At 60.1% G+C, this 13571-nt stretch carries 12 protein-coding genes; all 12 read right to left on the minus strand.

Annotation, left to right across the window (positions count from 1 at the left end):
* Positions 1 to 7 precede the first annotated feature (7 nt).
* Positions 8 to 724 carry a SprT family zinc-dependent metalloprotease gene (locus Q0864_RS03260; RefSeq protein ID WP_298566080.1) on the minus strand — a complete coding sequence of 239 codons (717 nt, stop codon included), beginning with the start codon at positions 722 to 724 and terminating at the stop codon, positions 8 to 10.
* Positions 721 to 3936: a type I restriction endonuclease subunit R gene (locus Q0864_RS03265; protein ID WP_298566081.1), complete on the minus strand. Its 3216-nt coding sequence runs from the start codon at positions 3934 to 3936 to the stop codon at positions 721 to 723. Before Q0864_RS03265 ends, Q0864_RS03260 begins: the two co-directional genes overlap by 4 nt.
* Complete coding sequence (locus Q0864_RS03270) at positions 3933 to 5009, minus strand: serine/threonine-protein kinase (protein WP_298566082.1); 1077 nt, start codon at positions 5007 to 5009, stop codon at positions 3933 to 3935. The genes Q0864_RS03265 and Q0864_RS03270 overlap by 4 nt, the downstream gene beginning before the upstream one ends.
* Positions 5006 to 5473: a hypothetical protein gene (locus tag Q0864_RS03275; RefSeq protein WP_298566083.1), complete on the minus strand. Its 468-nt coding sequence runs from the start codon at positions 5471 to 5473 to the stop codon at positions 5006 to 5008. Before Q0864_RS03275 ends, Q0864_RS03270 begins: the two co-directional genes overlap by 4 nt.
* Positions 5470 to 6651 carry a restriction endonuclease subunit S gene (locus Q0864_RS03280; RefSeq protein ID WP_298566084.1) on the minus strand — a complete coding sequence of 394 codons (1182 nt, stop codon included), beginning with the start codon at positions 6649 to 6651 and terminating at the stop codon, positions 5470 to 5472. Before Q0864_RS03280 ends, Q0864_RS03275 begins: the two co-directional genes overlap by 4 nt.
* On the minus strand, positions 6644 to 8161 hold the full coding sequence (locus Q0864_RS03285) for a type I restriction-modification system subunit M (RefSeq protein WP_298566085.1): 1518 nt from the start codon (positions 8159 to 8161) through the stop codon (positions 6644 to 6646). The genes Q0864_RS03280 and Q0864_RS03285 overlap by 8 nt, the downstream gene beginning before the upstream one ends.
* Entirely contained in the window at positions 8161 to 8751 is a 591-nt protein-coding gene (locus tag Q0864_RS03290; protein WP_298566086.1) for a restriction endonuclease subunit S, read from the minus strand. The genes Q0864_RS03285 and Q0864_RS03290 overlap by 1 nt, the downstream gene beginning before the upstream one ends.
* A gap of 83 nt (positions 8752 to 8834) precedes the next feature.
* Positions 8835 to 9221, minus strand: a complete 387-nt coding sequence (locus Q0864_RS03295; RefSeq protein ID WP_298566087.1) for a hypothetical protein — start codon at positions 9219 to 9221, stop codon at positions 8835 to 8837.
* Complete coding sequence (locus tag Q0864_RS03300; protein ID WP_298566088.1) at positions 9218 to 10528, minus strand: recombinase family protein; 1311 nt, start codon at positions 10526 to 10528, stop codon at positions 9218 to 9220. Before Q0864_RS03300 ends, Q0864_RS03295 begins: the two co-directional genes overlap by 4 nt.
* On the minus strand, positions 10525 to 10977 hold the full coding sequence (locus Q0864_RS03305; protein WP_298566089.1) for a DUF2924 domain-containing protein: 453 nt from the start codon (positions 10975 to 10977) through the stop codon (positions 10525 to 10527). The genes Q0864_RS03300 and Q0864_RS03305 overlap by 4 nt, the downstream gene beginning before the upstream one ends.
* A gap of 415 nt (positions 10978 to 11392) precedes the next feature.
* Positions 11393 to 12690, minus strand: a protein-coding gene (locus Q0864_RS03310; protein ID WP_298566182.1) for an IS3 family transposase whose coding sequence is annotated in 2 segments (ribosomal slippage) — positions 11393 to 12408 and positions 12408 to 12690 — 1299 coding nt in all. Because the reading frame shifts where the segments join, the coding sequence is not laid out codon by codon here.
* Between the two features lie 132 nt (positions 12691 to 12822).
* Positions 12823 to 13137: a hypothetical protein gene (locus Q0864_RS03315; protein WP_298566090.1), complete on the minus strand. Its 315-nt coding sequence runs from the start codon at positions 13135 to 13137 to the stop codon at positions 12823 to 12825.
* Between the last annotated feature and the right edge of the window lie 434 nt (positions 13138 to 13571).

Consider the following 13571-nt stretch of genomic DNA (forward strand, 5'->3'; position numbering starts at 1 on the left):
GAATTTCTCAGGCCATGGCCCGTTCGAGCCTTTGCTTCCGACGCTCCCAATCGGGCATCACCTTGTCGAGAAGGTCAAAGAACGCCGCCCCGTGATGAGGCTCGGCCACATGGCAGAGTTCATGGGTGATCACGTAGTCAATGGCGTCGACAGGGGCCTGAACCAGACGACGATTGAGTAGCAAACGTCCGGCCGGTGACATGGACCCCCATCGCTGCCGGGTCTGGCGTACGATGAGACCCATCGGCCTGAATGCCTCGGGATCCGGGAACAGACCGAGACAGAGTTCGATCCGTTCCGGAAACTTGATGTGGGCCCGCTCCCGGTACCATGCCTCGACCAGCTCGCGTGTCACCTCCGGCCTGGTCGGCCGGTGAGTCTGTACGACGATGAAGCCGCGGATCAGCTTCACGCTTTCCTGAACATGCGGGACGACCTTCAGCCGGTATTGGCGCCCAAGGTAGAGATGAGTCTCCCCGGCGACGAACCTGCGCTCCGGCGTGCGCGGCAGGAACTGGTAGAAGTACCGCTGCTGCCTTGTCACCCATGCCGCGCGCTTCCGCAGCTTGGCTTCGATGGCGTCTAGTGTCGCGTCCTCCGGGGCCGCGATCACCACCGACGCATCCGGCTCGACGGCGATCTCCAGTGTCTTCCTCGGGCGCCGGACAATCTCGTATTGGATCTCCTGCTCGCCGTACCGCAGGCAGTGCAACTCCCGTGTCATGCTGCGAACCGGGCCCGGGCAAGATCCATAATCTTGAGTTCGAGATCGTCGAGCACTTCTACGGGAAGGTCGATGTCCTTCTCGTCGCGCAGGACATCGAAGAAGTAGTCATCAATGGCGTTGCGCAGATTGTTCTGGGCCACCTCGTTCGACCAGATGTCCACGATCAGGTGCGATTTGATGATGTCGATGATCTGTTGTGCGATCGCTGCGACCTCGACGCCGGTCACGGGCTCATCGCCCTTGGTCTTGAGCTGACCATCCAGGACGCCGAAGAAGGCCTGAGCATCCTCATCGCCCCTAATGCTCTCCGGAACATCCCGCCCCCGATCCTTGCGGGCCACCTTGCTCGCGAGATCTACGACACTGTTCAGGTATTCGCGCTCCGAGAGCCGCTTTTCGCGGTAGGCCCGGATGGTTTCTTCGAGCAGCTCGGAGAACTGTTTGTAGAACGTCGGGTCCTCATCCATCTTCTCGGTGATAGCCCGGCGGGTCGCGCTGGCGATGCGATCGGCCTTTGAAGCCTCGGAGACCCCGGTCTCTTCGACGACTGCCTTCAGAGCGTCGGGATCGTTGATGTTCACCACCTCGATGATGGTTTCCGCCGGCATCGCAACGACATGGTCATCCAGCAGTTTCTGGATTTTCGGTTCGAATTCGCGGACGTCCACCGTCTCCTGGTATCGAAGCTGGACAGACCGCTTCAGTTCAGAGAACTGCTTCCAGTCCCGCTTGAGTGCATCGATCCTGGCCTCATCGAAGACATCGAACAGCTTGTCCGACGAGAGCGAAATATGCAGACACCGGCTGAAGGCTTTGAGGCGCGCGTAGAACTCGTGCCGCAGCGCCTCATCGGCGAGGTGCTGCTCGAACTGCTCCATGTCCTTCTTGTTCCGGACAGGCTTGAAAAGGTCCCAGAGCTGGTCGTGCAGCTGGGGCAGCTTGCGGATCTCCTCGCGGACGTCATGAACCGTTCCGGCGAGGTCGGCCGCCTCGTAGCCTTCGAAGGCGCTGTATGTCGTCAGCGCACTGTCCAGCTCGCCCAGCAGCCCCTCATAGTCGACGATGAAGCCGAACTGCTTCTCTGTGCCGCCGTCCTCATACAGCCTGTTCACGCGCGCAATTGCTTGCAGGAGGTTGTGCTCCTTCAAAGACTTGCAGACGTAAAGCACCGTGTTCCGAGGTGCATCGAACCCGGTGAGGAGCTTTGAGACGACGATCAGGATCTCCGGATCGCCGGAGCCCTTGAAGGCATCGATAATCTGGCGGTTGTACTCGTCCTCGGTTTTGTACTGCGCCATCATTTTCGACCAAAATTTCCGCACGAGATCCTTCGATTCCTGATCGACCTCCTCGTTGCCCTCGTTTTCGTCCGGCGGGGAGATAACAATGGCACTCGAGACGTGGCCGATCTCGTCGAGGACCTCCTTGAAGCGAACCGCCGCCGCCTTCGATGGCGCAACGAGTTGAGCCTTGAACCCGGTTCCCTGCCAGTGCTGGCGATAGTGCTCGGAGATGTCGAAGGCCTTTGCCCGAATGGCCTGGTCGGTCTTGGCCAGAGCGTCCATCCGAGAGAACTTACGCTTCAGATCGCGCTTCTGATTTTCGGTCAGCCCCTCGCTAATCTTGTCGAACCAGCGGTCGATCACGGCTCCCGAAACCTGCTGTTCGACAAGCCGCCCCTCGTAAAGCAACGGCACGACTGCGCCGTCAGCCACAGCCTCGTCGATGGCGTATCGGTGGATCAGCCGCCCAAAGGTAGAGAGCGTGTTCTTCTCCTTCTTGAGGAGAGGCGTTCCGGTGAATCCGAGATAGCAGGCCTTTGGCAGGAGGCGTTGCATCTTGGCGGCGAACTGGCTGTGGCCGCCGTAGCGCCCTGTCTGCGTCCTGTGGCTCTCGTCGACCAGCACGAAGATGTTCGGATCGTCGTCCGCCAGTTTGCTATGCTTCAGCGCAGTGTCGAACTTGTTGATGATCGTGGTGACCAGCGGAGCCTTGTTCTGGACAAGCTCCAGTAGGTGAGACCCGCTCGTCGCACGGACTGGCTCCAGATCGCAGGACTTGAAGGTGTCCTTGATCTGCTTGTCGAGATCGTCGCGGTCCGTGACGATGATGATGCGCGGGTTCTCGATGCTGCGTTCGAGGGCGAGCGATCTACCCAGCATGACCATTGTCAGCGACTTGCCTGAACCTTGGGTGTGCCAGATCACGCCGCCCTTGCGCGCGCCACTGATATCGTGCTGCTTGACCGTCTCGACCGCGCGGCAGATTCCGAAGAACTGCTGGTGGCGCGCGACCTTGCGAATGCCGCCATCGAATACGGTGAAGCGGCGGATGAGATCGAGCAGCCGCGCGGGTCGGCACAGCGCGTACACCGTCCGGTCTTGAACCGTGACCGCGCGGTCTCCTTCTGTCTCCATTGAGTCGAAGTAGACGCGCGCGCCGACGAAGTCGCCAGAAAAGATCGAGTCTTTTTCCGCCGCCGCAAGGACGCGGTTGGCGAAGGGCTCGATGGCCTCGTCGGTGTCTTCCTCGTCGCGCCATTCGGCCCAGAATTTAGACTTGGTCCCGACCGTCGCATAGCGCGCGCTGTTGCGGTTCATAGAGACCAGCAGCTGGGCGAAGTGGAAGAGCTGCGGGATGTTGTCTTCGTTCTGGTAGCCAATCAGCTGGCTGTCCGCCTTCTTCAGGCTTTCGGTCGGCCGCTTGTTTTCGATCACCAGGATTGGAATACCATTCACGAAGGCAACGATGTCGCAACGCTTGGTCTGGCTTGACGCGGTCCTCTCCACCGAAAACTCGGCAGTCACATGGAAGACGTTGTTCTCAGGCTGGTCCCAATCGATGTAGCGGAACGAGTAGCTCTTTGAGTCGCCGTCGATGGACTTTGTGATCGTCGTCCCGAGGACGAGCGTGTCGTAGATGTCCTGGTTCGTCCCACGGAGCCCCTTCAGACGGTCCGGCGTGGGTTTGAGCCGCCGCATCGCCTCGTGCGCGTCCTCAAGGTCAAAGCTGTATTCTCTTCCCCGATGCGTGAAGCGGTTAATTCGCATCAGCTGGTCGGCAAGCACGTCATCCAGCACCACGTTCCGCAGGCGCCCGCCGCGCAGGCGAAACGCCTCCTCTTGTGAGAGCGGGGTGAACCCGAGCGCAACGAGCAACTGAAGCGCTGGAACTTGGGATTGGTGTTTTTCGGCGGCGTTGAAGGTCATTTTCCAGTCACCACGAATTGCTTGAAGCCCGCGACGAGCTTTTCCGCCTGCTTCTGGGTAAGACCCCGTTTGCAGAACTGAGTGACGCGCTGAGTATTTCCTGAGACCACATTGCGCTTGCTGCAGGTCACATCGAACTTCCCGCCTGCCACTGGCGAGACCGAGTGCGCGTACTCGTAGGTCCCGCACTTGCCGACCTCGTTGCCGGCCCCATCGACGGTCCAGTGCCCGGGGTAGTCCAGCTTTTCGAGCGCGCGTCGCATCTCAAGAGCGCTGGTGTACCGTTTGGCTGGATCAGAATGGACAGCCTTCAGGATGACGCGACGAACGGCTGCCGGGATGTGGCACCCGAAGTCCTTCGCCTGAAGCAGCTTCCCCGATGCGATGTCCTGTTCGTACTGCGCCGAGCCGATGCTGGCGCGGACTGCTCGCAGGTGGTCCAGATGTATCAGCAGCCTTGCCAGGGTCATCCCGACTTGGAAAATGTCCGAGCTGACGCCGATATTTCCCGTGGCCACGACTTCTGGTGCACGGTGCAGGACATAGGCGTTCGGGGCCGCGACCGGTGCGCCGTTGGACGAAACGCCAGTGATCCCGTAGTCGGACAGCATGGCCTGTTGCTGGGGCCCCAGCAGGATGTTCCCCGGCTTGATGTCGTTGTGATAGAAACTGCGGGCGTGGAGATACTCCAGTCCCTGCAGAATATCCCGCGCGATCCGCAGGACGGCAGGGAGAGGCAAATAGCCTGCCGGGTTCGCCAACGTCTCGACCGAACCGTTAGGTTGGTAGTCCATGGCGAGGATAACAGCATGATCCCCGGCCACGGGAACGACATCTGCCTGGTGGACGTACACGAGGTTGTTGTGTTCCAGCCGATTTCCGATCTGGGCTTCGCGCAACCGCTCGTCGACCGACACCCCCGGCTGGAGGACTTTCACGGCATACTCACGCTGCACTGCTACGTCATGCGCGAGCCAGACCTCGCCGAAGCTGCCCGCCCCGATCTTACTGACCAGATGGTACTTGTAGAGGTTCATGCCGGGGGTGAGGGTGACGGGGACAAGCTGGTTCATGGGTGACGCAACCCCCACCATGCCGCGTTCACGGCGTCTGCCATCTTGGTGTCCCAATACTTGTCGGTCTTGCCGACACGGCTCTCTGCGTGCCGCTTGGTGTCCTTGCTGGTCGTCCCCATCGAGCCGTAGATCTTGATTTCGACCGGGATGTCGCGATGGGCGCAGGCGAGAACAACGGCCGCGTCGTTGTAAGCAGAGCGGCGCTTTGCCTTTGTGTCCTGACGGGTGAATTCGTTCTGCTTGATCATCACTTTGTCGATGCCCGGGTGCGCATCGAAGACCGCCAGAAGCTCGCGGTACATCCAGTCCAGCCGCTCGGCATCCGCGTCTTCGGTGATCGACGCGGGGACGGACAGCTTGTTGTCGCTGGTGGCGTTTTCCAACACATAGGCACCGCCAACCTCTGACACGACTGCGTAGCGGGGGGCCTTCGGGTCGCCGCGAAATCCAAGAACCTTCATGCCAATTCCTTTTCTGAATTCACCCGCCATTCGCCCGTCAGCAGCTTCTGCATGAGGCCGCGTTTTTGCAGGGTGACGGCTTCGATTTCGCGCTCGGTTGCGGCGAGGTCATCGCGCGCCGTGTTGAGGACGGCGGCGATGGCTTTCTGTTCGCCCAATTCCGGCAATGGCAATTTCAGCGCGGCGAGGTCGTCGTAGTAGGTCCGCTGGCGGACACTGCCGGAGCCGCCGCTGTTGATGTAATGGGCCCACCAGGACGTCTTGCGCAGGTGGTCGAGGTAATCGGGGTCGAGGTCATTGGCGTTGCAGGTGAAGACGACATAGTCGGGGCTCACCAGCACCTCTTCATCGCGCTCATTCATCGCAATGGAGCCGACGTTGATACGCATCGGGTTGTAGGCGAAGGCCCGCGGCGGAAGGCGCTTGTAGCGTCTGATGTCACCGGCGATGGTCTGCTCGCGCATGGGTACAACGCCTTGGGCTTTTGTGACGCCCATCACGAAGTCGCGGCCCAGCCCATTCGCCCCGTTTCGCGAGGTCAGCTCATGGGTGACTGCCGCAAGACGCGTCGGCGCCCAATTGCGGCGGGTGTCGTCGAGCCGCAATTCGCCGAAGAGCATCGCATAGCGAAGAGCACCCAAGCGCTTTTCCTTCGCCGCGCAGAGGGCAGTGAGCTTATCGAGCGCTTCGTCCCAGGTCCGCAGGATCTCGGCGATCTTGCGCTGTTCGGGGAGCGGGGGCACAACAATCGGGCACTCTTCAAATACAGGATTCAGGAGGTGTGTTTGGTTGATGCCGTCATCGAAATCCAAAAAGTAGCGGTTCCGGTCAAGAAAGTAGAAGTAGAACGCTGGTTCTCCATGCTTTGCGCGAAGGGCACAAACACGCTGGTTTACCGCAATTTCTTCTCCTTGCGAGACCAGATAAGCTTTACCTAGTGCACGGCCGTTAGGAAGATCACTCATTACAATCAGAACGTCACCCGCTTGGGCAGGCGAGACATTTTTGGAGGAAAACTTCCGCACTTTTCCGCTTGTTGAAACGAACTTGGAGTTGGCCACAACAAAGCGGCCACTTTCTTCAATAAAGCGCTCGTGTGCTTTTCCCGGCAGGAATTGCAATATCTTTGGCAGTTTCTCAATCCGCCATCCCTTCGGAAGCTTCGATTGGTCACGCATCGACGCCGAGCTCCTTCAGGTACCCGGCCATTTTCGCCCGCACCTCGGCAAGTTCCGCCTCGATCCGCTGGATGTCCTTCTGCACGGCGGCGACGTCGATTTCTTCCTCCGGCTCGAAGGTGTCGACGTAGCGCGGGATGTTCAGGTTGAAACCATTCTCCGCGATCTCGTCAGGGCTGGCCCGATGCGAATACCGCTCGACCTCGGCGCGGGTGGCGTAGGTCTCCAGCACCTTCGCCACATGCGCCTCGTCCATCACGTTCTGGGTCTTGCCCGGCGTGAACTCCTTACTGGCGTCTATGAACAGCACGTCGCGCCGGTCCGCGTTCGCGCCACCTTCCTCGCGCGAGCGGTCGAAGATCAGGATGGCAACCGGGATCCCCGTCGTGGTGAAGAGGTTGGCGGGCAAGCCGACGACAGCGTCGAGCAGGTTCTCCTCGATCAACTGCTGGCGGATGCGCCCCTCGGCCCCGGCCCGGAACAGCACGCCATGAGGAACGATCACCGCGACGCGACCGGACTGGCGCTTGGCGATTTCGATCATGTGGGTGATGAAGGCGTAGTCGCCCTTGGACTTGGGCGGCACACCACGCCAGAAGCGGTTATACTGGTCGCCGGCTGCGTCCTCCGCGCCCCACTTGTCGAGCGAGAACGGCGGATTGGCGAGCACCACGTCGAAGCGTTGGAGATGGTCGGCTTCAACAAGCGCCGGGCTGTTGAGCGTGTCGCACCATTCGATGCGGGCCGCGTCGGTTGCATGCAAGAACATGTTCATCCGGGCCAGCGCCCAGGTCGCCCCATTCACCTCTTGCCCATAAAGGGCGAAGTTTTCGGATCCCACCTCCTGCGATGCCTGGATCAGCAGCGAGCCTGAGCCGCAAGCAGGGTCGCAGATCGTGTTCCCCGGTTTGGGGGCCGCAAGCTTGGCCAGTAGCCGCGAAACCGGTGCGGGTGTGAAGAACTCGCCTGCCTTTTTTCCGGCATCCGAGGCAAAGCGAGAAATCAGGTAGATGTAGCACTCGCCGATGATGTCCTCGGTCACGCGCGACGGGCGCAGGTCGAGTGCGGGCTTGGCGAAGTCCTCGAGGAGGTTCTTGAGGCGGCGGTTACGGTCCTTCGGGCGGCCAAGATTGGCCTCGGAGTTGAAGTCGATATTGCGGAAGACGCCTTCAAGCTTGGCGCGGTTCGCGTCCTCGATCTTCTCGAGCGCAATGTTGATCAGCTCGCCGATGTTGGGCTCGTTCCGCTGGGTGTGGAGATCGTAGAAGCTGGCGCCCTCGGGCAGGATAAATCGCTCGCGCTCGAGGCGCCTGCGAATGCGGGCCTCGTCGTCACCATACTGTTTGCGGTAGGTCTCGAGGTGGTCGTTCCAGAGATCCGAGATGTACTTCAGGAACAACATCACGAGGATGTAGTCCTTGTACTGACCGGCATCGACGGCGCCTCGGAACGTGTCGCAAGCTGCCCAGGCGGTCTGATTGATTTGCTGTTGGGTGATCTGGTCGGTCATCAGGCATTTTCCTTCTGGTCGGCGGCCTTCGCGGCCTCGCCGAGAATGGCGCTCAAGAGGTTCTCCCGGCGAGCAGCGAGCTGGCGGAGCAGTTGTCCCTCCTGCCGGGCAAGGGCATAGAGTTCGACGATGCTTTTTTGTGTGGGCAGGTCGGGGACGGCGATCTGGAGGTTTTCGAGAACCGTCTTCGGGATCATCCTTAGACTTGTGCCCTGTGCCTCCGCGCCAAGTTGGCGCTGCGCATCAGGCTGGTTGATGGCCCAAGCCAGGTATTCCGGGAGAATGCGGCCCCTGTCTGGGCGAACGATCACCAATGGGACGATGACAACGACAGGCTCGGGCAGCGGATCGGGAATGGCTGCGGCGGCATTCGGCTCGCCGCGTGAGCGGAAGACCACCTCACCGCCGCGGACAAAGTACCGGTCGGACAGCTTGTTCAGATGGTACCTTTGGAAGTCAGGGCCCGGCATGTCGCCGGTCGTTCCGACATCACGCAGTTGCAGCGCCGGCACGCCACCTTCCGGCACCGGATCAAGTTTTCCGCGCGCCGTGTATCCGGAGTGAATGTCGGAAAGCTCCGAGAGCCGCATTGGGAAAATCCTCTGTAAGTTGCGTTACAGAGATATAGGGAGGTCTGCCCAGCGAGTCAATCATTCAAAATGCAGTTTCTGCCCTACAGAGAAAAATACGACGCCTGCCGCTTCCACGCAAGGGGAAACGGCTCTAGTCCTTGCGACAGCGTCACATCTAATCCCCGCCTACCGTCCAAGATCGCCTCGACGATATCGGGTGCCAACAGGCTGAGACGCAGGACGCGGGTCATGTAAGACGGCGCGATGCCCTCTCGCTCGGCCAGTTCGGCGATGGTGGCGAACTCACCCGACTCCAGCATCCGCTTCCAGCGGTACGCACGAGCCAGCGCCTTGACCAGTGTGCTGTCGGTCCGGCGCGGTTGCTTGATGCAGTCCGGCAGCTGCATTTCCTTTCGCCCACCGCGCTTCACGACGCGGAATGGCACGTGCAGCGTCACGGTGTCCTGGATCGGTGTCCTGCTGGTCATGCTGCCGCCTCGATACCGCCTGCAAGCATCTCGCGCGCAAGGCCACTGAGGCCGTCGACGCGCAGCCGGACATTGAGCCCGTCCGTGCCGATGTCGACGCGCTCGACCAGCAACGCCACGATGCGCGCCTGCTCTGCGGGGAAGAGTTCATCCCACAGCGGGTCGAGCTGCTGCAGAGCCGCGCGGGCATCGGCCTCGGTGATATCGTCAGCATTGGCGCGTGCCGCCTTCCATGTCCCGGCCACGATCTCGGGTTGGCGGAACACTGCGCGAAGCTGATCAATAACGGCGGTTTCGATCTCACCAGCCGAGACACGGCCCACGGGACACGATCCGGCGCCGTGCTTCAGCACGGTCTGGCTGACATAGTAGCGATACAGCCGGTCGCGCTTGCGGGTGTGCGTCGGCGAAAACGCCGCGCCGTCCGGTCCATAGAGCAAGCCTTTGAGTATGGCTGGTGTTTTGGCCCTGGTCCGGGCCGCGCGTTTGCGTGGGCTCTCCTGCAGGATGGCATGGACGCGGTCCCACGTCTCGCGATCGATGATGGCGTCGTGCTCGCCGGGGTAGCTTTCGCCCTTGTGGACCGCCTCGCCAATATAGGCGCGGTTGTTAAGCATGCGGTAGATAAACTTCTTGTCCATCGGGTTGCCCTTGGGGGTCAGTATGCCCTTGGCTGCGGTTTCGCGGGCCAGTTCGGTGCCAGATCCGATTTTGATAAACCGCTCGAATGCCCAACGGACATGGGCTGCGCGCTCCTCGTCGATGATCAGTTTGCGACTTTCAACGCGATAACCGTAGGGCGGAACCCCGCCCATCCACATGCCCTTTTTGCGGCTCGCCGCGACCTTGTCGCGAATGCGCTCGGCCGTGACCTCGCGCTCGAAGTGGGCGAAGGAGAGCAGGATGTTCAGCGTCAGCCGCCCCATTGATGTGGTGGTATTGAACGACTGCGTGACCGAAACAAAGGTCACGTCATTGCGGTCGAATACCTCGACCAGCTTGGCAAAGTCGGCCAGCGAGCGGCTAAGGCGGTCGATTTTGTAAACGACCACCACGTCGACGAGGCCGTCCTCAATATCCGCCATCAATTGCTGTAAGCCCGGGCGGTCTAGCGTGCCGCCAGAAATGCCACCATCGTCATACTGATCGCGGACGAGCACCCAGCCCTCGGAGCGCTGGCTTGCGATATAGGCCTCGCAGGCCTCCCGTTGCGCATGCAGGCTGTTGAATTCCTGCTCGAGCCCTTCCTCGGAGGATTTGCGCGTGTAGATCGCGCAGCGCAGTTTCCGGATAATCGGCTTGGTCATGCGCCCCTCCGGTGGTTTTTCAGGCCAAAGAAGAACCAGCCGTTCCAGCGGGTGCCAGTGATGGCGCGAGCAATCGCGGAGAGCGATTTGTAGGGGCGGCCCTGCCAGTCAAAGCCGTCGGCGGTGACGGTGACAACATGCTCAACGCCCTTCCATTCACGGATCAGCCTCGTACCGACAATGGGCGTCAAGTCAGCGCGGATGCGGCTCTTCTTGCGGTCACCCCCATCGAGCTGCTCGCCAAGGGCTTCTAGCCGCTTTACCGTTTCCGGCTTCAGGCCGCCATAAGCCAGCTCCTGGATGCGGTAGGCCAGTCGGCTCTCAAGGTAGCGGCGGTTGAACGGCGGCGGTTCGCTGTCGAACAGGTCGCGCCACTGAGCCTTCAGATCCGGCGTCGAAACGGTCTTGAGCGCGGCCAGGCGGGCGGGAATGGGATCTTGTTTGGTCATGCATTTCTCCGGTGAGTTGGAGTTGCATGACGCCATTCGTCGGCCGGATAGTGTAGTCCACTTTCTCCAGTATCGTCAGATACTTCCGCCCGATCACGTATCCGCAAACGAACCAGTCCTAGAGCCAGAAGGCCGCATAGCTCGGCGCGGCGTTCTGCGGGCGTCATCTGGTCTGGTGGCAGAGGATTGGGGCGTTTCATGTCTTGGGCGGCCGTGCTTGCTGGTGTCAATACCAGTCAAAAGCCACCGCGAAGGCTCGGGCGGGACATGCGCTCTCGCCAAGTGCTGATGAGAAAGCGAACAGGTGGTGAACATCTACTCTTGTGGACCTGACTTTCGTCTGTCCGTCGTCAGAGGTTTTGGGCCAGTTGGCGGCCTGAGCTAAGAGAGGGTCTGGCTCATTTTGTTGTTGTGATTATGCGGCGGATTTGCGGTGAAGCAAGCGTCGCGTTTCGATGGTCTTCCGTTTGATCCTTTCTCGTTGTTTCAGAATGGTCTGGCCGCGCCCGAAGTAGACATCGGCCGGGGTGAGGTTTTGCAGGCTCTCGTGATAGCGCCGGTGGTTGTAGTGACCGACAAAGGCATCGATCTGTTGTCTGAGGTCACCGGGCAGGTAGTAGTTTTCCAGTAAGATGCGGTTCTTCAAGGTCTGGTGCCATCGCTCGATCTTCCCCTGAGTTTGCGGGTGATACGGGGCACCGCGGACATGGTCCATCTGCTGTTCTTCGAGCCATTCGGCCAGCTCACCCGAGATGTAACTGGCACCATTGTCCGATAGCAGCCGTGGCTTGTGCAGGACCGTAGCTTGATCGCAGCCCGAGGTCTGCAACGCGAGATCCAGGGTGTCGGTCACATCACTCGACTTCATCGTCGTGCAGAGCTTCCATGCGATGATGTAACGGCTGTAATCGTCGAGGATCGTCGACAGATAGAACCAGCCCCAGCCGATGACCTTCAGATAGGTGAAGTCGGTCTGCCAAAGCTGGTTCGGTTGCGTGGTCTTGTCATGGAACTCGTCCGCGGCGGACAAAACCACATAGGCCGGGCTGGTGATCAGATCGTAGGACTTGAGGATGCGATAGACCGAAGCCTCTGACACAAAGTACTTTTCCGTGTCAGTGAACTGAACGGCCAGCTCGCGCGGCGACAGATCGCTTTCTTTCAAAGCCAGGTCTTTGATCTTCTCTCGAACCGGCTCGGGAATGCGGTTCCAGACCCGTGACGGCCGGGGGCTGCGATCCTCAAGCGCCTCGGGACCACCTGACAGATATCGGTCATACCAGCGATAGAAGGTCGTTCTGGGGATGCCGAGCTTGTCCAGCGTGCGCCTGGTCGGCAGATGCGAACCTTCGACCAAGCGGATGATTTCGAGTTTCTCGGATGCGGGATACCTCATTCGTCGTCGTCCCCATCCGCGATCATGCTTTTTTTGAGCAACCGCAGTTCCAGGGCCTGTTCGGCAACCACTTCCTTCAGATCGCGTGCCTCACGGCGCAGATCCTTGACCTCGGTCGATGTCGCGGCACGCGCCGTGTCGCCCGCCAGACGTTTCTTCCCAGCTTCAAGGAACTCCTTGGACCAACTGTAGTAGAGGCTCTGTGCGATACCCTCACGCCGACACAGTTCGGCAATGCTGTCTTCGCCCTTCAGGCCGTCCAGCACGATCCTGATCTTCTCTTCCGCTGAATACTGCTTGCGGGTGGCTCGGCGAATGTCTTTGACGACCTTCTCGCCGTGGCTCTTGCGGGTTCCGGGTTTCTATCTCATCTCCACTCCTTGGTGGTTACGATGAGCCAGAAACCCTCTCTTATCAAATCACCCTAAACTGTCCCATTGGTGCTGACGTCAGACAGTACCTGCAAAGATGACGCGGTCCAAGTTGAGGCGCAGTTCTCTCAGCAGGGATGACGCGGACTGCCCATTGGCATCGATTGTGAGTGTGTAGAAATCGATGTTGAGCGCGCCATGTCCGTTACGCTCCAAATCCTGCCGACGCGCGATGTCGCCATTTGAGGGGTGGTCGATCCTAAGCGCCTCGACATCGCGCCAGTTGCTGCGCTCGAAAGCAAGCGGCGCCGTTACCGGCAACGCGCAACCAAATGCGGAGGAAGCCGAGAGTGTAGCGAAGGTCGCCAAATACAAGAAATACCTATTTGGCATGGGTCTCTCCCAGAGTATGTTTTGCTTGTAACTTAACCGAGCTGGCGCTTCTTTGCTATTGCAAATCGAGGCTATTCGCCGCTGCGATCCTCCCACTCTTCCTGCAGCTTCGCTCAAGCTCAGCAATCTCGCCGGCTTCAAAGAAGATCAATGATTGCAGATTCTTTTGTGGTGGAGAAGGTTCGACCCCGGTCCCCTCCCCACCGCCACCTTACCCGACCGATACTGCTTGGACCGATGTTCCGACCACTGCGCTTATGACCTCCGCCGGTGGCGCGTTGGCGGCTTGGTCGCGGCAGGTCGTGCATCCGCCAATTCTAGGAGCGCATGTTTGCCAGAGCGCGTGAATTCAGGCGATCCGTTGGTCGGATAGCCAAGGTCAGCAAAGGCAGCAGCTAAGGGAATGCGCCCTCGCCGAAAGCGTATGCGAACTG

Source organism: uncultured Aliiroseovarius sp. (assembly GCF_947497285.1).
In the GTDB taxonomy this organism is placed as follows: Bacteria; Pseudomonadota; Alphaproteobacteria; order Rhodobacterales; family Rhodobacteraceae; genus Aliiroseovarius.

What these genes read in the sequence shown, in the direction of transcription:
- Q0864_RS03260 (WP_298566080.1), bottom strand. Translation starts at nt 724, where the DNA reads ATGACACGGGAGTTGCACTGCCTGCGGTACGGCGAGCAGGAGATCCAA.
- Q0864_RS03265 (WP_298566081.1), bottom strand. Translation starts at nt 3,936, where the DNA reads ATGACCTTCAACGCCGCCGAAAAACACCAATCCCAAGTTCCAGCGCTT.
- Q0864_RS03270 (WP_298566082.1), bottom strand. Translation starts at nt 5,009, where the DNA reads ATGAACCAGCTTGTCCCCGTCACCCTCACCCCCGGCATGAACCTCTAC.
- Q0864_RS03275 (WP_298566083.1), bottom strand. Translation starts at nt 5,473, where the DNA reads ATGAAGGTTCTTGGATTTCGCGGCGACCCGAAGGCCCCCCGCTACGCA.
- Q0864_RS03280 (WP_298566084.1), bottom strand. Translation starts at nt 6,651, where the DNA reads ATGCGTGACCAATCGAAGCTTCCGAAGGGATGGCGGATTGAGAAACTG.
- Q0864_RS03285 (WP_298566085.1), bottom strand. Translation starts at nt 8,161, where the DNA reads ATGACCGACCAGATCACCCAACAGCAAATCAATCAGACCGCCTGGGCA.
- Q0864_RS03290 (WP_298566086.1), bottom strand. Translation starts at nt 8,751, where the DNA reads ATGCGGCTCTCGGAGCTTTCCGACATTCACTCCGGATACACGGCGCGC.
- Q0864_RS03295 (WP_298566087.1), bottom strand. Translation starts at nt 9,221, where the DNA reads ATGACCAGCAGGACACCGATCCAGGACACCGTGACGCTGCACGTGCCA.
- Q0864_RS03300 (WP_298566088.1), bottom strand. Translation starts at nt 10,528, where the DNA reads ATGACCAAGCCGATTATCCGGAAACTGCGCTGCGCGATCTACACGCGC.
- Q0864_RS03305 (WP_298566089.1), bottom strand. Translation starts at nt 10,977, where the DNA reads ATGACCAAACAAGATCCCATTCCCGCCCGCCTGGCCGCGCTCAAGACC.
- Q0864_RS03315 (WP_298566090.1), bottom strand. Translation starts at nt 13,137, where the DNA reads ATGCCAAATAGGTATTTCTTGTATTTGGCGACCTTCGCTACACTCTCG.